This is a genomic window from Vibrio sp. VPAP30, from assembly GCF_001188205.1.
GTDB classification, from domain to species: domain Bacteria; phylum Pseudomonadota; class Gammaproteobacteria; order Enterobacterales; family Vibrionaceae; genus Vibrio; species Vibrio bivalvicida.
The window spans coordinates 1-19,868 of the sequence record NZ_LBLS01000035.1 but is presented as its reverse complement, the minus strand read 5'-3'; the positions used below and the strand labels follow the sequence as shown (position 1 = coordinate 19,868).

The 19,868-nt window shown below is 44.6% G+C and carries 16 protein-coding genes and 4 tRNA genes; 9 read left to right on the top strand and 11 right to left on the bottom strand.

Annotated features, from left to right (window positions below):
* Positions 1–118 precede the first annotated feature (118 nt).
* Together vexH and ZX61_RS14940 are read right to left on the bottom strand one after the other, a co-directional pair.
* The gene (gene vexH / locus ZX61_RS14945; protein WP_049845418.1) at positions 119–3,241 is read right to left on the bottom strand and encodes a vibriobactin export RND transporter permease subunit VexH; all 3,123 of its coding nucleotides are present in this window, start codon (positions 3,239–3,241) and stop codon (positions 119–121) included.
* Complete coding sequence (locus tag ZX61_RS14940) at positions 3,241–4,311, bottom strand: efflux RND transporter periplasmic adaptor subunit (protein WP_049845417.1); 1,071 nt, start codon at positions 4,309–4,311, stop codon at positions 3,241–3,243. The genes vexH and ZX61_RS14940 overlap by 1 nt, the downstream gene beginning before the upstream one ends.
* Positions 4,312–4,599: 288 nt before the next feature.
* Here ZX61_RS14940 and ZX61_RS14935 point away from each other — a divergent pair.
* The 4 genes from ZX61_RS14935 to ZX61_RS14920 all read left to right on the top strand — a co-directional run bounded on the left by ZX61_RS14935 (position 4,600) and on the right by ZX61_RS14920 (position 5,283).
* Positions 4,600–4,684 (top strand) — tRNA-Tyr (locus ZX61_RS14935).
* A 108-nt stretch (positions 4,685–4,792) separates the two neighbouring features.
* A tRNA-Tyr gene (locus ZX61_RS14930) sits at positions 4,793–4,877 on the top strand.
* A 118-nt stretch (positions 4,878–4,995) separates the two neighbouring features.
* Positions 4,996–5,080 (top strand) — tRNA-Tyr (locus tag ZX61_RS14925).
* Positions 5,081–5,198: 118 nt separating this feature from the next.
* A tRNA-Tyr gene (locus tag ZX61_RS14920) sits at positions 5,199–5,283 on the top strand.
* A 223-nt stretch (positions 5,284–5,506) separates the two neighbouring features.
* Here ZX61_RS14920 and treC read toward each other — a convergent pair.
* From treC to gmhB, 5 genes are all read right to left on the bottom strand, one after another.
* Positions 5,507–7,189, bottom strand: coding sequence for an alpha,alpha-phosphotrehalase (gene treC / locus ZX61_RS14915; RefSeq protein ID WP_049845416.1), 1,683 nt, complete (start codon positions 7,187–7,189; stop codon positions 5,507–5,509).
* Positions 7,190–7,264: 75 nt separating this feature from the next.
* Positions 7,265–8,689 (bottom strand): PTS trehalose transporter subunit IIBC, encoded by a 1,425-nt coding sequence (treB, locus tag ZX61_RS14910; protein ID WP_049845492.1) that lies wholly within the window; start codon positions 8,687–8,689, stop codon positions 7,265–7,267.
* A gap of 209 nt (positions 8,690–8,898) precedes the next feature.
* Positions 8,899–9,846: a trehalose operon repressor TreR gene (gene treR, locus ZX61_RS14905; RefSeq protein WP_049845415.1), complete on the bottom strand. Its 948-nt coding sequence runs from the start codon at positions 9,844–9,846 to the stop codon at positions 8,899–8,901.
* 69 nt (positions 9,847–9,915) lie between these two features.
* Positions 9,916–10,260 (bottom strand): MliC family protein, encoded by a 345-nt coding sequence (locus ZX61_RS14900; RefSeq protein WP_049845414.1) that lies wholly within the window; start codon positions 10,258–10,260, stop codon positions 9,916–9,918.
* A 48-nt stretch (positions 10,261–10,308) separates the two neighbouring features.
* Positions 10,309–10,860 carry a D-glycero-beta-D-manno-heptose 1,7-bisphosphate 7-phosphatase gene (gene gmhB / locus ZX61_RS14895; RefSeq protein WP_049845413.1) on the bottom strand — a complete coding sequence of 184 codons (552 nt, stop codon included), beginning with the start codon at positions 10,858–10,860 and terminating at the stop codon, positions 10,309–10,311.
* A 223-nt stretch (positions 10,861–11,083) separates the two neighbouring features.
* Between gmhB and metN the strand changes: the two genes are divergently transcribed.
* The 3 genes from metN to ZX61_RS14880 are packed head-to-tail and all read left to right on the top strand — an operon-like array spanning position 11,084 to position 13,642.
* Entirely contained in the window at positions 11,084–12,118 is a 1,035-nt protein-coding gene (metN, locus tag ZX61_RS14890; RefSeq protein ID WP_049845412.1) for a methionine ABC transporter ATP-binding protein MetN, read from the top strand.
* Complete coding sequence (locus ZX61_RS14885) at positions 12,108–12,785, top strand: methionine ABC transporter permease (protein ID WP_049845411.1); 678 nt, start codon at positions 12,108–12,110, stop codon at positions 12,783–12,785. Before metN ends, ZX61_RS14885 begins: the two co-directional genes overlap by 11 nt.
* A gap of 47 nt (positions 12,786–12,832) precedes the next feature.
* Complete coding sequence (locus tag ZX61_RS14880) at positions 12,833–13,642, top strand: MetQ/NlpA family lipoprotein (RefSeq protein ID WP_049845410.1); 810 nt, start codon at positions 12,833–12,835, stop codon at positions 13,640–13,642.
* Positions 13,643–13,694: 52 nt separating this feature from the next.
* Here ZX61_RS14880 and ZX61_RS14875 read toward each other — a convergent pair whose 3' ends face one another.
* From ZX61_RS14875 to ZX61_RS14860, 4 genes are all read right to left on the bottom strand, one after another.
* Entirely contained in the window at positions 13,695–14,465 is a 771-nt protein-coding gene (locus ZX61_RS14875) for a substrate-binding periplasmic protein (protein WP_049845409.1), read from the bottom strand.
* A 223-nt stretch (positions 14,466–14,688) separates the two neighbouring features.
* A complete protein-coding gene (locus tag ZX61_RS14870; RefSeq protein WP_049845408.1) occupies positions 14,689–16,275 on the bottom strand; it encodes an AbgT family transporter in 1,587 nt (528 codons plus the stop codon).
* 388 nt (positions 16,276–16,663) lie between these two features.
* Positions 16,664–16,789 (bottom strand): type B 50S ribosomal protein L36, encoded by a 126-nt coding sequence (gene ykgO, locus ZX61_RS14865; protein ID WP_004744821.1) that lies wholly within the window; start codon positions 16,787–16,789, stop codon positions 16,664–16,666.
* Positions 16,790–17,050 (bottom strand): type B 50S ribosomal protein L31, encoded by a 261-nt coding sequence (locus ZX61_RS14860; protein ID WP_049845407.1) that lies wholly within the window; start codon positions 17,048–17,050, stop codon positions 16,790–16,792.
* Positions 17,051–17,165: 115 nt separating this feature from the next.
* Between ZX61_RS14860 and tsaA the strand changes: the two genes are divergently transcribed.
* Both tsaA and ZX61_RS14850 read left to right on the top strand, forming a co-directional pair.
* Positions 17,166–17,861, top strand: a complete 696-nt coding sequence (tsaA, locus tag ZX61_RS14855) for a tRNA (N6-threonylcarbamoyladenosine(37)-N6)-methyltransferase TrmO (RefSeq protein ID WP_049845406.1) — start codon at positions 17,166–17,168, stop codon at positions 17,859–17,861.
* Between the two features lie 111 nt (positions 17,862–17,972).
* Positions 17,973–19,688: a proline--tRNA ligase gene (locus ZX61_RS14850; protein WP_049845405.1), complete on the top strand. Its 1,716-nt coding sequence runs from the start codon at positions 17,973–17,975 to the stop codon at positions 19,686–19,688.
* Positions 19,689–19,868: the final 180 nt, after the last annotated feature.

Sequence of the window (19,868 nt, the reverse complement as noted above, 5' to 3'; positions counted from 1 at the left end):
GGACGAAGTCCATCTCAACTCTCGAAACGCAGTGTTCTCGAAGGGCGAAGCCCGTTCCAAATTCTCGCAGAGCGAAGCCCGATCTCGTAGCGGAGCGTTCCAAGGACGCAGTCCGCCTTTACTCCAACTCTCCGTGCGAAACACGCGCTTTCACATCGTGGCTTAGCTCCTTGTTTAGCTCTGCTTCCACATGACCAGGTGATTGTGTGCTTGCAGAAATCAAGCGGTACATAGCTGGAATCACAAACAGAGTAACGAGTGTCGCAAAGCCCATACCAAAGAAGATTACCGTACCTACAGCTACGCGGCTTTCATAGCCAGCCCCCGTAGACAGAATCAATGGGATGGCTCCAGCCAATGTAGTGAATGCCGTCATCATAATAGGACGCAAACGCCGCGCTGAAGCGTCAACAATGGCCTTCTCAAACTCAATGCCACGATCGCGAAGCTGGTTAGCGAATTCAACTATCAAGATGCCGTTCTTAGTCACCATACCAATCAACATGATCATGCCAATTTGGCTATAAATGTTGAGGCCTTGTCCCATCAAAAATAGCCCAAGGAATCCACCCAAAACGCCCATAGGCACTGTAAACATCACCACTAATGGGTTGATAAAACTTTCGAACTGAGCCGCTAGAACTAAGTAGGCCACCAGCAGCGCTAAACCAAATACGACTAAAATGCTCGATTGGTTCTCTTTGTAGTCTTTTGACTCACCAGAGTAGCTAACTGAAATATCCCCAGGCAGTAACTCTATCGCTTGCTGGTCTAAGAAATCGAGCGCATCTCCTAGGGTATAACCGTCCGACAAGTTTGCTGTAATCGTCACCGCCTTTTGTTTGTTGTAGTGCGATAAGCGAATCGAAGAAGCGACTTCCTCAATCTTAGTCACTGCATCTAAGGTAACAAGTTCACCAGCGGCGGTACGCATGTAGATCTGGCTTAAATCTGCCGCATTATTGAAGCTGTTCTCATCGCCTCGCAAATAAACGTCATACTCTTCACCGCGCTCGACAAAAGTCGTCTCACTTTTGCCACCAAGCATAATCTCAAGGGTTTCAGATATTTCCTGAACGCTGATACCAAGCTCGGCTGCACGCTGTTTATCAACCGACACAACCAGCTCTGGCGTTCTTTCTGAGTAGTTGATGTCCGCACCTTCCATATAAGGGGAGTCTTCAGCCAGTTGCTCTAATTTTTCCGCCCAGAGTTTAAGCTCGGCATAGTCGGAACCGCCCAACACAAATTGAACAGGTTCACTCGAACCACCACGGAAACCTGGCATAAATGGAAACACTCTGACATCAGCAACACCCGCAAGCGCTTTACGCACTTCACCTAACGCTTGTTGCGCGGTGACATCACGATCGTTCCAATCTTCAAGGATCATGATAACAAAACCCGTTTGGTCACCTGCGTTGCCACCAAAAGCTGGTGATTGAATACTGAAGGATTTGAGGAAGCCTTGCCCAAGCAGAGGCATCAAACGTTCTTCAATGATATCCATGTTCGCTGCCATACGGTTGTAACTGGTTGCATCAGCACCGCGAGCGAAGGCGAAAATAACGCCGCGATCTTCTGAAGGCGCTAATTGAGCTGGAACTTGCTGCATTAACCCCCAGCTACCACCGACACAAGCCATAATGACTAACGGCGCTGCCCATTTCCAACTAAGTGCCCCTTTCAGTATTTTACGGTAGCCTTTTTCAAGGTGAGCAAACATGTTATCGATAAACTGATTAAAACGATTTGGTTTAACATTAGCTTTTAATAGTTTGCTGCCGAGTACAGGTGTTAGCGTTAAAGCAATCAAAGAGGAAAAAATCACCGACATCGCTAGAAGAACAGAGAACTCGGTAAACAGTAAGCCGACCATGCCATCCATAAAGGAGATTGGTAGGAAGACCATTACTAGCACCAATGTTGTGGCAACAACCGCGAAACCAACTTCACGTGTCCCCTTATAAGCGGCTAAGAGTGGTTTCTCACCGCGCTCAATATGATGGAAGATGTTTTCTACCACCACAATGGCATCATCAACCACCAAACCAATGGATAGAATTAGAGCCATCAAGGTAATTAGATTGATTGAAAAGCCAAAGTAATAAGCGGCGATAAACGAAGAGATCAGAGAAACAGGTACGGTTACAGCGGGGATTAAGGTTGCGCGCGCTTGGCCGATAAATATGTACAACACCAAGATCACCAGGCCACCAGTAATAAACAGCGTGCTATAGACTTCAGAGATCGAACGCTCAATAAACACCGTCGAGTCATAATCGATCGCCAAACGGGTGCCCTCAGGTAAAAACTGCTGAATGTTTTCAACTTGCTGATGCACTCTAGTTGCCACGTCTAGCGGATTAGCATCGGATTGCGGCACGATCCCCATACTAACATTGACTACGCCATCACTCTTAAAAGTCGAGTTTTCGTTCTCTGCACCAATAAAAACATCAGCAACATCTTTTAGATAGATAGGGGAGTTATCAGATGCTCGTTTGACAACGAGGTATTCAAAATCTTCCGCTTGGTTATAGCTACGTGCGGTTCGCACAGACATTACTATTTGATCGTTGCGCACCTCACCACCTGGGTTTTCAACGTTTTCACTACGTAACGCTGTTGTGATATCTGAAGCAGTAACACCCCGCCCCGCCATTTGGTCAGGCTTGAGCTTAACGTACATCACTTTGTACAATCCACCCGACACATCAACCGAACTAACCCCAGAAATAAGACTAAAACGGTCAAGAAGCACACGGTCGACATAATCAGTCAACTGAGTACGATCCATTTCGGACGAGCTTAGGTTGATATACAGAGACGCCTCACCCGATCCATTATTCTTAAAAACAACCGGATCATCAGCTTCATCAGGCAATGCTCGCTGAGCCCGTGCTACCGCATCTCGAACGTCACTGACGCCAGTGTTAAGGTCATACCCCAATTCGAAAGTGATGGTAATTCTTGAACTACTGTTGCGTGTCGTTGAAGAAATCTCATCGATACCACTAATGCCAGACAGCTGATCCTCAAGTACTGAGGTTATTTGACTCTCAATAATGGTCGCAGACGCTCCATCATAACGAGTGTTGATCGAGACCACCGGGCTTTCTATATCTGGCATTTCACGCACGGCAAGCTTATTAAACGAAACAATACCAAACACACACAATAAGAGGCTGAGTACAACAGCGGCAACGGGTCTTTTAACTGAAACATCAGATAACAGCATTAGTTAGCCCCTTCTTGACTGTTAGATGTCTTTTGCGGGCGCCCATCGCTGCCCAGTTCGGCAACAACAACACCATCACGCATGTTGACAATGCCCTGCACCACAATCTTATCGCCAATTGATAGCCCTTGTTCAATCACCACTTGATTGTCAACACGCGCACCCAATGTCACTTCAGTGCGTGTCGCCGTGCCACTTTCATTTACTAAGTAGACAAAACGTTTGGTTCCCGAATACTCGAGGGCTTGAACTGGAATAATAGGGGCTTCAATCGCTGGAAAATCCATCTCGGCAGACACTAACATGCCAGGTTTTAGCTGTTGCTCTGGGTTCGAGAAATGAATCCTTACACGTAGGTTCAATGTTTCTTGGTTAATGCGAGAGTCAATACCGACCACTTCGCCATTAAACGACTGACCTTGCCATGCCGCGGTGGTTGCGGTGACTTTCATTCCCTTCGATAACTGAGACAAATAGCGCTCTGGCACTTGCAGATCCAAACGCATTACGGACAGATCATCTAAGCTCAGTAGCTCAGCCCCGACACTGACCATCTTGCCACGGCTAAAATCAATAAAACCAACCGTACCTGTAAAAGGAGCGCGGATATGTAAGTCATTTAGCTCGGCATTAGCGGCATCTAAGCGTGCCTGAGCAATATCAACACTCGCTTCTTGAGCATCTATCTCTGTTTGCGTGATCGCATTGCGCTTCACCAAGCGCTTGAACTCTTTTAATTTACGCTGTTCATCTTTGAGATACGCTTTCGCTTCGACAACCGCAGCCTTAGCTTTGTCATCATCTAATTGAATCAGCAATTGCCCTTCACGTACCACTTGATTCGCTTTAACAGCGATAACGTCGACCTTTCCAGAGACTTCTGGAGAAATAGTGACCGCCTGCTCGGCATTCAACTTACCAACAAGCACAAGAGACTGAGAAACTTGATGAGTTTGTACCTGTTCAGTAACAACGGTAACCTTCGATGGACCTTGTCGCTTGGCAAAAGATGCAGGCGCAGCAGCCAGAATAGACAGAGATAATAAACTCAGAACAATTTTATTTTTCATAGTGAGATTCTGCATAGATAAACTAGACATATTGTATCCGGTAATTCACATTCTGAACGTCAACTAATGTAAAGAGCGATAAATATTAAGTAAGTAAACCCGTTGATTGTTTGAGCTTTATGGTTAATTCCTACCATCTTTGCCCAAAAAGGCATCATTCAATTCAAAATTATAAGAAAAAGGCTTTACAGCTTTTACGAGTTTGCTATGATGCGCTCCGCACTTGAGCAATGTGTTGGGAAATCATTGTTTAAGCTTATTCCTTAATTGAGAATAGGAAAACACCCTGGAGGGGTTCCCGAGTGGCCAAAGGGATCAGACTGTAAATCTGCTGGCACTGCCTTCGATGGTTCGAATCCGTCCCCCTCCACCATATTTCTTCTTATGACTGTTCCACTGAATAAGTTGTGAGAAACACTTGGATAATGTGTTGGGAAAACATCATTCAAGCTATTCCTTAATTGAGAATAGAAAACACCCTGGAGGGGTTCCCGAGTGGCCAAAGGGATCAGACTGTAAATCTGCTGGCACTGCCTTCGATGGTTCGAATCCGTCCCCCTCCACCATATTATCTTATGACTGTTCCACTGAATAAGTGATTGAATAAGTTGTGAGAAACACTTGGATAGTGTGTTGGGAAAACATCATTCAAGCTATTCCTTGATTGAGAATAGAAAACACCCTGGAGGGGTTCCCGAGTGGCCAAAGGGATCAGACTGTAAATCTGCTGGCACTGCCTTCGATGGTTCGAATCCGTCCCCCTCCACCATATTGTCTTATGACTGTTCCACTGAATAAGTGATTGAATAAGTTGTGAGAAACACTTGAATAGTGTGTTGGGAAAACATCATTCAAGCTATTCCTTAATTGAGAATAGAAAACACCCTGGAGGGGTTCCCGAGTGGCCAAAGGGATCAGACTGTAAATCTGCTGGCACTGCCTTCGATGGTTCGAATCCGTCCCCCTCCACCATATACAGAAAACCAGCTCACTGAGCTGGTTTTTTTATATGCTGAAAACGCCTATTCTCTATTCTCTATTCTCTATTCTCTATTCTCTATTCTCTATTCTCTATTCTCTATTCTCTATTCTCTATTCTCTATTCTCTATTCTCTATTCTCTATTCTCTATTCTCTAACAAGCATAAAAAAGCCCCGACATTCCGGGGCTAAACAAACTAACAACTATAGGGGGGTTAGTTTTCCAAAAGGATAATGCGTGTTTCATAAGGGCGAAGTACTTGATGCTGATTCACAACGCCAGCTAAATCTTGGTAGTTACCCAATAAATATTTGGCTTGTGTCGTATCAAAATCCAGTGGAAGAACACATTCGGTATCTTCGCCATAGTAGTTGTTAAGACAAATGAGTGTCTGCTGCTCAGATTTGCGCTGATACCCAAATACAGCGTTATGCTCTGGATATAGGTCGGTGTAGCTACCCGTTGTGATCACCTCGACCTCTTTACGCAATTGGATCAACTTCTGATAGAAGTAGAAAACTGAGTTATTGTCTGCCACTGCTTTATCTGCATTTATTTGTGGATAGTTACTCGCTACCTCTAGCCAGGGTTGAGCTTTAGAGAAACCAGCATATTGTTCGTCATTCCACTGCATCGGTGTACGAGAGTTATCACGAGATTTTTGCGCTAAAATGGCCATCATTTCATCGTGCGTGACACCTTGCTCATTGACCATAATGTCGTACATATTAGTACTTTCAACATCACAGTATTGCTCGATAGTAGTATAACCTGGGTTAGTCATACCTATCTCTTCACCTTGATAGATATAAGGTGTCCCTTGCATCATATGCACAGACGCTGCGAGCATTTTGGCGGACTCTACACGATAATGTTTATCGTCGCCTAATCGGCTTACAACGCGTGGTTGGTCATGGTTACACCAAAACAGCGCCCCCCAACCTTTATTATTTAATCCTGTCTGCCAATGATTAAAAATCTGCTTCAACTGAGAAAAATCAAATGGTGCTTTGGTCCACTTATCACCATTTACATAGTCAACTTTGAGGTGATGGAAGTTAAACACCATCGATAATTCTTTATTGTCGAGAGACGAATATTTCTGGCAATGCTCGAGTGTCGTCGAAGACATTTCCCCCACAGTCACACTGCCATACTTTTGGAACACCGCCTCACTGATCTCTTGCAGGTATTCATGTACACGTGGACCATCGGTGTAAAAGCGTCGACCATCACCAATATCATCATTTGGAAAATTTTGCTGCTTAGAAATCAAGTTGATCACATCTAAACGGAATCCATCTACGCCTTTTTCTGCCCAAAAGCTGATCACTTCTTTCACTTCACCGCGAACTTTCGGGTTCTCCCAGTTAAGATCCGCTTGTTCTTTAGCAAACAAGTGGAGGAAGTACTGGCCTGTATTTTCATCCAGCTCCCAAGCGCTGCCGCCAAATTTCGACTGCCAATTGTTAGGGATATCACCATCAACCGGATCTTTCCATATGTAGTAGTCACGATATGGGCTGTCCTTGTCACCAAGTGCCGACTGGAACCATGTGTGATCAGTTGAGGTGTGGTTAACCACAATATCCATAATGATGCGAATACCGCGTTGATGAGCCTCAGATAGAAGCTGGTCAAAGTCTTCCATGGTGCCAAAATCTGGGTTAATCGCGTAGTAATCTGAGATGTCGTAACCGTTGTCAATCATTGGTGACTTGTAAACTGGCGTTAACCAAATCGCATCGACACCAAGCCGCTTTAAGTAATCAAGCTTAGAAATAATGCCTTGGATATCACCCGTACCTTTGCTGCCACTATCACAGAAGCTCTTAGGATAGATTTGATAGATAGAGGCGGTTTTCCACCAATTTTTATCATTAGCGATTGTTGTCATTTCTAAACTCACTTACCAAAAAATAATAAACTTTGAAAAAGGAGCGACGAAAAGCCGCTCCGAAATAAGAGGGGATTAAGCGTTTGCAGGCTCTAGTTCGCCTTTCACTTGTGCACGCTTATAGAAGAAGAGAGTTAATGCCGCTGGCACAGCGATAGCCACAAGCATAGCGATAGCAAAGATGCCCCAGAATTGTGGTTGGATTGATAGAATGCCTGGTAGACCACCGACACCGATACCATTCGCCATAACCCCAGCACTACCACAGATAGCCGCTGCAATTGCACTACCAATCATTGCGCTTAGCATTGGGAATTTGTATTTCAAGTTAATACCGTACATCGCTGGCTCTGTTACACCAAGGTAGGCAGAAATGGCTGCGGGTACAGAAATATCACGCTCACCATGCTTTTTACTGATGATAATAATGCCGACAACAGCTGAAGCTTGAGCAATGTTTGACAAAGCAATTAACGGCCAGATTGGCGTACCACCTAAGTCTTGCATTAACTGTAGGTCGACTGCGTTAGTGGTGTGGTGGATACCCGTAATCACTAGCGGAGCATATAAGAAGCCAAACACCATTGAACCAATAACGGCAAAGTCTCCCGTCATTGCTGCTTTAGCAGCGAAAGCAACACCATCACCTAATACACGACCAAATGGGCCAATTAGAGAGTGAGCCAATACTACAGAGACGATGATTGATACAAAAGGTACAACTACCAAGTAAAGGTAAGAAGGAACGATACGCTTGAGGTTGGTTTCGATAAACGCCAGAGCTATACCCGCGAGCATGGCTGGAATCACCTGTGCTTGATAACCAACTTTCTCAATCACAAACAGACCAAAGTCCCACACTTCAGGCACTTGCTTGCCGATCAGATAAGCGTTCATCAACTGTGGTGAAACTAAAGTCACACCAAGAGTGATACCAAGAATTGGCGTACCTCCGAGTTTTTTCACCGTTGACCAACATACGCCAACAGGTAGGAAGAAGAAGATTGCCTCACCAATCAACCATAGGAAACTATGTACCGTCGCCCAAAACTGGCTGATTTCAGTCAGTGACTGTCCATCAAACATCTTGATGTCACCAATCACGTTACGGAAACCTAAAATCAAACCACCCGTAATAATGGCAGGAAGCAGTGGTACGAAGATTTCAGCAAGATGGGAAATACCACGTTCCAAGATATTCATATTCTGACGAGCAGCTAGCTTCGCCTCATCTTTAGAGGCTTCTGATTTGCCAGAAAGATCAATCAACACCTTGTAAACTTCATCGACTTCAGTACCAATTACCACTTGGAACTGACCAGCATTAGTAAAGCAACCTTTGACCAGAGGTAAAGCTTCTAGCGCTTTCTGATCTGCTTTATCGGTATCATTTAGTACGAAGCGAAGACGAGTCAGACAGTGACTTACGCTCGCGATGTTTTCGCGGCCACCGACCAATTCAATCAGACGCTCAACTTCTTGTTTCGCAATCTTACTCATATCCATGTCCACCCTAATTGGATTCTCATTCATCTGTTGTCAACAGCGTTGACGTTTTAAACTGACTAAGCGTGTTGTTTTTCTATTTATGGGAACATTCCCAAAATGTAGCATTATATTGTCAGATCTATTTACAGATAAAAATGGGAACAGTCCCATTAATTGAAAGAGATCACAGTATAATTTTAATTCACTTTGAAAATAATGGGTTAGATTGAGATAGGCTCTTGAGTGATATGTACTTGGCCAAGCTCACCATTTACTTGAGATATCAGAAGCTTAGCCGCTTTCTCACCTGCCAACGAGTAGCCAGGATCAATACTGAACACTTTAGGAAATAGGAAGGAAAGCAGTTCATTACCCCCAACCCCAGTAACAACAACGTCTTCACGATTGAGCTCTTGCAAACGTTTTATAACTCCCAACGCTAATGTATCACTTGCACAAACAATCGCTTGAACTTTTTCAGTCAACACATCATCCACCAGCAAATAGGCACTTTCATGGTTGAGTTGACCTGTTTGATAATTGGGTGCGATAGATTGAATTTGACACCACTCAAGATAAGCTTCTAAACGCAACTTACCCGTCGTTTTATCACTAGGATCGACACCAATAAACGCGATGTTGGTAAGGTTTCTTTGCTCTAGAAACTCTAGCGCTTTAGCAATCACTTGCCTATTGTCGTAATTGATAGAAGACACCTCATCAGTGTCCATAGCGATGACCACTGTACGATTATGCCAACTCGCGAGTTTAGCGATATCGAAACCACTGAATCCAAACACAATCACACCATCAACATTACGCTTTTTCAGCACGTCTAAATGTTCATTTGTCTTGTCACGATCAAACTGACTCTCCATGATGACGACATCATAGCCCGTCCTATATAACGTATTGAGCATACTGCCCACCGCTTTGTTTTCTGATGGCGAATCGAGACGAGAGATGATCACTCCGACCACTTTTTGGCTCCCCCCACGCATCGCCTGAGCCGACTTTGATGGGACATAACCTGATTCTTGAATCACCTGCTCCACTTTGGCACGTGTTTCAGGTTTAACCTTAGGGTCATTGGTTAAAACACGAGAGACCGTCGACTTTCCCACACCGGACAGTCGCGCAATATCAAGAATGGTTAGTTTTTTGCTCATATAATAGTGATTCTAGTCGTTGATCATTAAAAGGAGGCTCTCGCCTCCTGACAAGCTATCGTAAAAGATCTATTGGGTAATACAGTTTTTGTAGACAACTTGACCTAAGTCGAGACGTGCTTCTTTACCTTTGGTATAGAGCGTCACAAAATTTTGTATTTCTGCTGTGCCATCATGAAGAATATACTTGGTCCCCGACCCAGAAGGCACTTGAATCATCCTATAGTCTCTTTTCGGAAGCCTAAGTAGCGCTGTGTCGTCATTGGGCATTAACGCTAACTCAAATGTCTCACCAGCACTGCACTGATAAAACATAAAATCGCCCTGATAGTGATTTTCTCTTTCCATTGCAGTAAAAGAGCACCCAGATAGGCTCAATGCTAGGACTGTTGTAAACAATACACGATGTTTCATGATTCCCTCCAAACAAGACAAAGGCCGTCCGTGGCAGCCTTTCTCAGTTTATTTCGCTAGATACGCTGGAACCTGTTTAATACTATCTAGTACTACCGAGGCAATCGCCTCTCCCTTATCAGTGACAGGTTTCCCCGTACGAACAAGGATCATGGTGCCAACACCTGCGGCCTTTGCCGCCATCATATCTTCTGCTTTATCGCCAACCATGACTGAATTAGCCATATCAATTTTTAAGAAGTCACGAGCTGAAATAAACATCCCAGGTTTTGGCTTGCGGCATTCGCAGTCTTGCTTGTACTTCCCTATGCCATGCTCAGCATGATGCGGACAGTAATAAATACCATCAAACTCAACACCATTGTCGACGAAGTTCCAATCCATCCACTGAGTTAATGAAAGAAAGCGATCTTCGCTAAATTTACCACGAGCAATGCCTGACTGATTTGTCACCAATACGAGCTGGTAACCCATTTCTTTGAGTTTCTTAGCGGCATCAAAAACACCATCAATAAACTCAAAATCGTGCTCGTCGTGGACATAGCCATGGTCGACATTAATCACGCCATCTCGGTCTAAAAAGACTGCTGGTTTTGCCAAAATATGCTTCTCATTTTTACATTATTTACTAAGAATTATTGCACGCTTTATTTCTTTCATCACTATCTAATTACCAATCGATTGAGCAAAAAATACGTTTAGACGTCTAGACGTAAAAATATCTATTGACACAAAACACGTGAGACCATAGCATCATCTACTAAATGAGATGTAGCTCGATATTATCTGCTGCTCTTCATCTAATCTGATAGCGAGTCCCTCGATGATTGAAATTAATCAAGTAAATAAGGTGTTCCACCAAGGTAATAAGGAAATACATGCCTTAAAGGAAATAAACCTTCATATCCCACAGGGAACCATCTTTGGTGTTATTGGCTCATCGGGAGCAGGAAAAAGTACGCTTATACGTTGTGTAAACATGCTAGAAGCACCAACGACAGGATCGATTGTTGTTGACGGTGTCGATCTAACAAAGTTAGGTAAATCTCAACTCAGCGAAGCTCGCCGTAATATTGGCATGATCTTCCAACACTTTAACTTGCTGTCATCACGTACCGTATTTGGCAATGTTGCTCTACCACTAGAGCTGGCAAGCCAAAACAAGGCGCACATCACGAGTAAAGTGACAGAGCTATTAAAGCTCGTTGGTCTTGAAGATAAGCATGAAAGCTATCCTGCAAATTTAAGTGGAGGTCAAAAGCAGCGTGTCGCGATTGCCCGTGCTCTCGCGTCAGATCCAAAAGTCCTGCTGTGTGATGAGGCCACCAGCGCGCTTGATCCTGCAACGACACAATCGATTCTTGAGCTACTCAAGGAGATCAACCGCAAGCTAAATATTACGATGCTTTTGATTACTCACGAAATGGACGTTGTTAAAAGCATCTGCCACGAAGTCGCTATCATTGGTGGTGGTGAGCTAGTCGAAAAAGGCACGGTAGGCGAAATCTTCGCTCATCCTAAGACAGAACTGGCGCATCAGTTCATTCGTTCTACTTTGGACCTTTCGATTCCAGAAGATTACCAAGTTCGTATACAAGAGACGCGTGTAGAAGGCAGTTACCCATTGGTTCGTCTAGAGTTTACAGGCGCAACGGTTGATGCGCCGCTAATGACGCAAATTGCTCGAAAATTCAACATTGATGTCAGTATTTTGAGTTCTGACCTTGATTACGCCGGCGGTGTCAAATTCGGCATGATGGTCGCTGAGCTATTTGGTAATGAGCAAGATGACAACGCAGCGATTGAGTTCCTGCGTGAGCACAACGTAAAAGTAGAGGTACTGGGCTATGTCCTTTAATGAAATTTCACAGTGGCTGAGCTTAAACAGCAATCTACTTATCGGCGCTACTTGGGAAACCCTCTACATGGTGGCAGTTGCGGGTATTGTTGGCTTCGCAGTTGGTATTCCACTCGGCGTTATTCTGCATATCACTAAGAAAGGTGGCTTACTTGAAAACACCAAACTCAATAGTGTACTTGGTGCTATCGTTAACGTAGGTCGTTCAGTCCCTTTCCTAGTCTTGATGGTTGCCATTATTCCGGTCACCAAGGTAATCGTTGGTACCTTTATCGGTACAACGGCGGCGATTGTCCCACTGACCATTGGCGCAATCCCATTTGTAGCTCGTCTTATTGAAGGCGCACTGCTGGAAGTACCTACAGGTTTAGTGGAAGCTGCTCAATCCATGGGAGCGACACCTGTTCAGATTATTTCTAAGGTACTGCTTCCAGAAGCAATGCCAACTATCGTTAACTCGGTAACGATTACGCTCGTCACACTTGTCAGCTACTCCGCAATGGCAGGTACTGTTGGAGGAGGTGGTTTAGGCGACGTTGCGATTCGCTACGGCTTCCACCGCTACGATGTGGTTATCATGGCAGTCACCGTTGTGATGCTTATCGTGTTAGTGCAAATCATTCAATCAATTGGTGATGCGATTGTCCGTCGCGTTGATCACCGCTAAAAATAAAGAAAATAATACTCGCAGATTTAATTTATAAGGAGATAGTGATGAAATTCAGTTTTAAAGGTCTACTGACTATCGCAGCTGCTGCATCAGCATTAGTACTAGCAGGCTGTGGCGAAAAAGAAGCCGATACCAGCAAAATCAAAGTTGGTGTAATGGCAGGTGCAGAAGCACAAGTTGCTGAAGTTGCGGCTAAAGTCGCTAAAGAAAAATACGGCCTAAATGTAGAGCTAGTAACATTTACTGATTACGTGACTCCAAACGCAGCGCTAGACGACGGCTCGATTGACCTCAACGCGTTCCAACACAAGCCATACCTAGATCAGCAAGTTACCGATCGCGGTTACAAACTGACGATTGCTGGTAACACTTTTGTGTACCCAATCGCGGGTTACTCTAAGCAAGTGAAATCAGTTGATGAGATTCAAGATGGAGCACGTATCGCAGTACCTAACGATCCAACAAACCTAGGTCGTTCACTGCTTCTGCTTGAGCAACAGGGTCTGCTGAAACTGCGTGAAAACGTTGGTCTACTAGCGACAGTACGTGACATCGTTGAAAACCCGAAAAACATTACTATTGTTGAGCTAGATGCTGCACAGCTACCACGCTCTCTAGATGACGTTGCGCTTTCTGTTATCAACACGACTTACGCAAGCTCTATCAACCTAACGCCACAAAAAGACGGTGTATTTGTTGAAGACAAAGAGTCTCCATACGTAAACCTTATCGTGTCACGCGAAGATAATGCGCAAGCAGAAAACGTACAGAACTTTGTTAAGTCTTACCAAACTGAAGAAGTTTACTCAGCGGCTTCTGACATATTCAAAGGCGGCGTAGTAAAGGGTTGGTAATTACTCGCCTGCGCTAATGATTACGAACAGGGCTGACATTGCATCAGCCCTATTATTTGTTCTCGGTTTTTAGCCCATCGAAGTAGTTGTCAATAATCATCTCGTAGCGCCCATCATCTTTCATCTCCCTTAACACCTGATCAAATCTATCTCTCAGCCACTGGTGTTGGCGCAGTTTGGAAAAAGCGATATAGCTTGGCGTTGCCTCGATTGGAGGCGAAAGGATCTCTAATACCTCTTCCATTTGTTCGCTGGCAAGAATACTCCGCGCACCAAAATCATTATTGACCCAAACATCAGCACGCCCCGTCCTGACCAAGCGAGCACAATCTTCGGTGCGATTACGCCAAAATACGAGTCTAAAGCGACCGTTAGCCAGTAAGGCGTCCATCTTTTTGCCGTAACTGACTCGATTGACCGCGCAAATAGCGATATCTGACACGTCACGAACTAAAAAATCATAGCTACTGATTTTGCTGTTGGCTTTCACTACTAGACTAATATTCTGGGTAAATAATATCTCATGACTATAATCGGCGAATTTCTCGCGGGTCGGATTTTTAAAAGCGGTAAAGATAGCGTCTGCACGGCCAAATTCAACATTACTCAGTGCTCTTGCCCAAGGTAACACTTCTATGGTGATCGGCACATTGAGCTCATCAAATACTGCTTCAACTAGCTCTACCGCCACGCCTGTTAGCTCCCCTTTTTTACTAACTATATAGGGTGGGTAGTCAAGCGTTACTAGCTGAATAGAGGTTGAACTCAATGCCTGAAAAGAGCACAACCAAACCAATATGGATAAAACCCATTGCTTATTCATACTCGTTAAGCATACTTAGAGGCTAAGATTAGCTTGAGCAAAACTTGATACCAGAGTGCACTGAGTTTGAATCACCATTTCACCTCCAAAGCATACAGCTACAAAGGTAAGTAAAGTTCACCGCTATCACTTGTCAACTTATCAAAGAGCAACGGAAAACCTTAATATACAAAAAAGCCGGAACAATACGCTCCGGCCAAATCATTCAGTAAAATACGTATTATTAAGGCGTATAGTACGTTGCCGCACCTGGACCTACAGGTAGACCCAAGATAAACACCCAAATGTAGAACAGTAAACTCCAACCGATGATGAAGCAGATTGAGTAAGGTAACATGGTTGCGATTAACGTACCGATACCTAGGTTTTTCATGTAACGTGTTGCTACAGCAAGAATAAGACCAAAATAGCTCATCATAGGTGTGATGATGTTTGTTGTAGAGTCACCGATACGGTAGGCCGCCTGAATGGTCTCTGGTGCGTAGCCCACTAGCATTAACATTGGTACAAAGATAGGTGCTGTCACTGCCCACTGCGCAGAAGCAGAACCAATCATTAAGTTAATGAAGCCACACATAAGAATGAAAGCAAAGAACAGCATTGGCCCAGTTAGACCAATCTCTTGCAGGAAGCTTGCACCTGCAACCGCAAAGACTTGACCAAAGTTAGTCCACTTGAAGAATGCAACAAACTGAGCCGCAAAGAATACCAATACGATGTACATGCCCATAGAAGACATCGACTTCGCCATAGCATCGATTACGTCGCGATCCGTCTTCATCGTACCGACAACTTTACCGTAAACAAAGCCCGGTACTGCAAAAAAGACAAAGATAAAGGCAACAATACTCTTCAGGAATGGTGAGCCAGCGATTGTCCCTGAATCAGAACGCAAAATACCGTCGGCTGGAACCACAGTCCATGCAAGTAATGCAGATACAACCAGTACAGCAAGGCCCGCTAGCTTAAGAGCTTTCTTTTCAATGTCTTTTAGTTTACCCATAGAGTCGTTAGACAAATCTTCTGACGCTTCCTCATCATTGTATTTGCCTAATTTCGGCTCAACGATTTTTTCAGTAACAAAAGCACCAGTGATTGCAATGAAGAAAGTCGACACAAACATGAAGTACCAGTTAACTTCTGGTCCTACAGTGTAAGTTGGATCGATCATTTGCGCTGCAGTTTCTGTAATACCAGAAAGCAATGGGTCAACAGTACCGATCAGCAGGTTTGCAGAGTAACCACCAGATACACCCGCAAATGCCGCAGCAAGACCTGCGAGAGGGTGACGACCTAAGGAGTGAAATAGCATCGCTGCTAGCGGGATAAGTACCACATAACCTAGCTCAGATGCAGTATTAGAAATGATACCTGCGAATACAACCGTTACCGTTACCATGCGCTTAGATGCGCCCATGACCATACCACGCATTGCCGCTGACAATAGGCCAGAGTGTTCAGCAATCGCGACACCTAGCATTGCGACTAGTACAGTACCTAATGGTGCGAAGCCAACAAAGTTTTTCACTAAGTTAGTAACGATTAACTCCAAGCCATCAGCATTTAATAAGCTGACAACGTGAATCATGCCGTCTGCTGCACGACCTTTCGCGCCTTCAGGACGTGGGTCAATAACAGAAACTTCAAAGTAACCGGCAATACCAGATAGCACTAAGATTGCTAAACAGAAGATGGCGAAAAGTGTGATGGGATGGGGCAATAGGTTCCCCAAATATTCAACAGCGTCTAAGAAGCGCGTAAATAGTGGCTTCTTCGGTGAATTTTGTTTAATTGAAGCAGATGAACTCATCTGTTCCCTCCTTGTAGTTATTCCTGTGCAAATGTGACAAAAATGTTCAAAATGCCAGCGCAGGGTACTCGACAAAACACTCAATTAGAAATGCATAATGTTACAAAGTGTGTAATGAATCATATTATTTAACGGGTTTTGCACAAATAATTAGCAAATATCACTAAAACAAAACCAAATGACAGAATTATAATTTATATAAATACATTCATTCTGTTTATTTAATGACCTTTAAGTCGTTGATTGGTATAAGGAGGAAACTCAACCACCAAAGAGAGGCATAAACAACGCTTATCTATAGCCGAGCACTCTGATGGTTTAATAGCAGGGGAAAAGTCTCAAACTGCGATAGTCAAAAATGAGAGCTTTATCCGTTTGAGAATGGAGGCTACTTTTGCACCGCTTTAAATCTTGGATTGGTTTTGCAGATAACGTACAGACGCCCTCTTCTCTTGACGATTTGACAATCAGGATGGCGATTTTTAGCGCTCTTAAGAGATTTTACGACCTTCATTTACTCGCCTCCTTTAGAAAACTGACCAAATCGACGCTTAAAGTTAGCGACACGGCCTTCCTGATGAATGACACGCTGTTTACCTGTGTAGAAAGGGTGGGACTTTGAAGAGACTTCAATCGTAAAGTACGGGTAGGTTTTGCCATCTTTCCACTCAATAGTGCGGTCAGTTTGTAATGTCGAACCGATAAGGAAATACTCATCAATGCTTGTATCATGGAAAACCACCGCTCTGTACTCAGGATGAATGTTGGGTTGCATAATTACCTCAATTTAAAATGTTATGTTATAACATTTTAAATAATAATCATTATCAACAAGATTTGCTACTCTTTTTTGTGATACTTTTCTACTTCACCAATTTGAGAGAAAAGAGATGTATTCCGTAGAGCCAATCGGTTTTATTGAAAGCCCATATAAAGAGAAGTTCGCCGTTCCTCGGCAACCGAGCTTAGTACCCGCTGCTCGCTCGCGAGTAAAGCTAGTTGGAGAGGCGAATAGTCCCGAAGCGGTGCGCGGGTTGGAGCAATTTTCCCATGCTTGGTTATTGTTTCTGTTTGACCAGAATTTAGCGGCGGGATGGAAGCCTACTGTCAGACCACCTCGACTGGGTGGCAATCAGCGTGTAGGTGTATTTGCTTCTCGTTCGACATTTAGACCCAATGGGATTGGAATGTCAGCGGTTGAAATTAAAGGAATCACAAAGCAAGGCGATCAGATCTATCTCGATCTTGGCAATGTCGATTTGGTCGATGGTACCCCCATCATCGACATCAAGCCGTATATCCCTTATTCAGACTCTATTCCTCAAGCGCTGGCAAGCTACGCTGAAACGGAACCAGAAGAGTCTCAAGTTCTGTTCTCGTCAATAGCCACAGAGCAGTTAGAAACCCGCGGATATCTTGACTATCAAAAGACAGTGATTGAGCAGGTTTTAGCACAAGACCCTCGTCCTGCGTACAAAAAGAACAAGCCAGACAGCAAAGAATATGCGGTAAATTTGTTCGATCTAAATGTGAAGTTCACCGTTAACGATAACTTAATAACGGTTACTGCGATTGAAGGCTTTTGACAATGGCATTTGGCTGATATTATAAGCGGCTAACAATTTTCCCCTCGTGGGACTTCCATACTCCTGTCCATTCTGGCTTGAGTATCTAACTTTAATAAACGGATAAGTTAAATGCGTACCAGTAATTATCTTCTTTCTACTCTGAAGGAGACTCCAAACGACGCAGAAGTAGTGAGCCACCAGCTCATGCTACGTGCAGGTATGATCCGTAAGCTGGCTTCAGGTCTCTACACCTGGCTACCTACTGGTCTACGTGTACTGCGTAAAGTCGAAAACATCGTTCGTCAAGAGATCGACAATGCAGGCGCAGTCGAAACATTGATGCCCGTTGTTCAGCCGTTTGAACTATGGGAAGAGACAGGCCGCAGCGAGAAGATGGGTCCTGAGCTACTTCGCTTTACTGACCGTCACACTCGTCCGTTTGTTCTTAGCCCTACCGCTGAAGAAGTAATCACTAGCCTAGTGCGCAACGAAGTGAGTTCGTACAAACAGCTTCCGCTAAACCTGTACCAAATCCAAACTAAGTTCCGCGATGAGCGTCGCCCACGTTTTGGCGTAATGCGTGCACGTGAATTCTGCATGATGGATGCATACAGCTTTGATATCGATAAAGAAGGTCTACAGAAGTCTTACGATGCAATGCACGATGCTTACTGTAAAGCCTTCGACCGCATGGGACTTGAGTATCGCCCTGTACTGGCTGACTCAGGTGCGATAGGTGGTAGCGGTTCTCAAGAGTTCCACGTACTCGCGGAAAGCGGTGAAGACCTAATCGCCTTCTCTACTGAGTCTGATTACGCAGCGAACATCGAAAAAGCCGAAGCACTCGCTCTGGCTGACGAAGCTGCAGCTCCAACTCAAGAGATGACGCTAGTTGACACGCCAAACGCGAAAACAATTGCTGAACTTGTTGAACAGTTTGAGTTACCAGTTGAAAAGACGGTTAAGACTCTATTTGTTAAAGCGTCTGATGACGTTGACGCTGACCTAATTGCGCTAATCATCCGTGGCGACCACGAACTGAACGAAGTGAAAGCGGAAAACCTTCCTCAAGTTGCAGCTCCTCTAGAGATGGCAACAGAAGAAGAGATCCGTGCCCTAATCGGCGCTGGCCCTGGCTCACTAGGTCCTGTTGGTCTTAAACTGCCATTCATCGTTGACCGCACTGTTGCTGTAATGAGTGACTTTGGCGCAGGCGCTAACGTAGACGACAAGCACTACTTCGGTATCAACTGGGGTCGTGATGTTGAGCTTGGCCAAGTTGAAGACTTACGTAATGTGGTTGAAGGCGATCCGAGCCCTTGTGGTAAAGGTACTATCGCACTGAAACGTGGTATCGAAGTAGGTCATATCTTCCAACTAGGTAATGTTTACTCTCAAGCAATGAATTGTGGCGTTCTTGGTCCAGACGGTAAAAACGTTATCCTAGAAATGGGTTGTTACGGTATCGGTGTTTCTCGTGTTGTTGCGTCTGCAATTGAACAGAACCACGATAAGTACGGCATCATCTGGCCTGACGCACTTGCACCTTTCCAAGTCGCGATCGTACCAATGAACATGCACAAGTCAGAAGAAGTGAAGGAAGCAGCTGAGAAGCTGTACGCTGAACTGACGGCAATGGGCATCGAAGTTCTATTCGACGACCGTAAAGAGCGCCCTGGCGTCATGTTCTCTGATATGGAGCTAATCGGCGTTCCTCATACTATCGTTATTGGCGACCGTTCAATGAAAGAAGGCAACTTCGAGTACAAGAACCGCAGATCTGGTGAGAAAACCGCTGTCGCGATGGCTGATATCGTTGAGCATGTTAAAGCTCAGCTAGCGTAAGCTAGCTCCTAGAAATACAGAAGGCCGATGGAGACATCGGCCTTTTTATTGCGAGCGAGAAGCGAGAAGCGAGAAGCGAGAAGCGAGAAGCGAGAAGCGAGAAGCGAGAAGCGAGAAGCGAGAAGCGAGAAGCGAGAAGCGAGAAGCGAGAAGCGAGAAGCGAGAAGCGAGAAGCGAGAA

Bases quoted from the DNA above. Each gene is read 5' to 3' on its own strand.
- vexH (WP_049845418.1), bottom strand. From the start codon at position 3,241: ATGCTGTTATCTGATGTTTCAGTTAAAAGACCCGTTGCCGCTGTTGTA.
- ZX61_RS14940 (WP_049845417.1), bottom strand. From the start codon at position 4,311: ATGAAAAATAAAATTGTTCTGAGTTTATTATCTCTGTCTATTCTGGCT.
- treC (WP_049845416.1), bottom strand. From the start codon at position 7,189: ATGACAACAATCGCTAATGATAAAAATTGGTGGAAAACCGCCTCTATC.
- treB (WP_049845492.1), bottom strand. From the start codon at position 8,689: ATGAGTAAGATTGCGAAACAAGAAGTTGAGCGTCTGATTGAATTGGTC.
- treR (WP_049845415.1), bottom strand. From the start codon at position 9,846: ATGAGCAAAAAACTAACCATTCTTGATATTGCGCGACTGTCCGGTGTG.
- ZX61_RS14900 (WP_049845414.1), bottom strand. From the start codon at position 10,260: ATGAAACATCGTGTATTGTTTACAACAGTCCTAGCATTGAGCCTATCT.
- metN (WP_049845412.1), top strand. From the start codon at position 11,084: ATGATTGAAATTAATCAAGTAAATAAGGTGTTCCACCAAGGTAATAAG.
- ZX61_RS14885 (WP_049845411.1), top strand. From the start codon at position 12,108: ATGTCCTTTAATGAAATTTCACAGTGGCTGAGCTTAAACAGCAATCTA.
- ZX61_RS14880 (WP_049845410.1), top strand. From the start codon at position 12,833: ATGAAATTCAGTTTTAAAGGTCTACTGACTATCGCAGCTGCTGCATCA.
- ZX61_RS14875 (WP_049845409.1), bottom strand. From the start codon at position 14,465: ATGAATAAGCAATGGGTTTTATCCATATTGGTTTGGTTGTGCTCTTTT.
- ZX61_RS14870 (WP_049845408.1), bottom strand. From the start codon at position 16,275: ATGAGTTCATCTGCTTCAATTAAACAAAATTCACCGAAGAAGCCACTA.
- ykgO (WP_004744821.1), bottom strand. From the start codon at position 16,789: ATGAAGGTCGTAAAATCTCTTAAGAGCGCTAAAAATCGCCATCCTGAT.
- ZX61_RS14860 (WP_049845407.1), bottom strand. From the start codon at position 17,050: ATGCAACCCAACATTCATCCTGAGTACAGAGCGGTGGTTTTCCATGAT.
- tsaA (WP_049845406.1), top strand. From the start codon at position 17,166: ATGTATTCCGTAGAGCCAATCGGTTTTATTGAAAGCCCATATAAAGAG.
- ZX61_RS14850 (WP_049845405.1), top strand. From the start codon at position 17,973: ATGCGTACCAGTAATTATCTTCTTTCTACTCTGAAGGAGACTCCAAAC.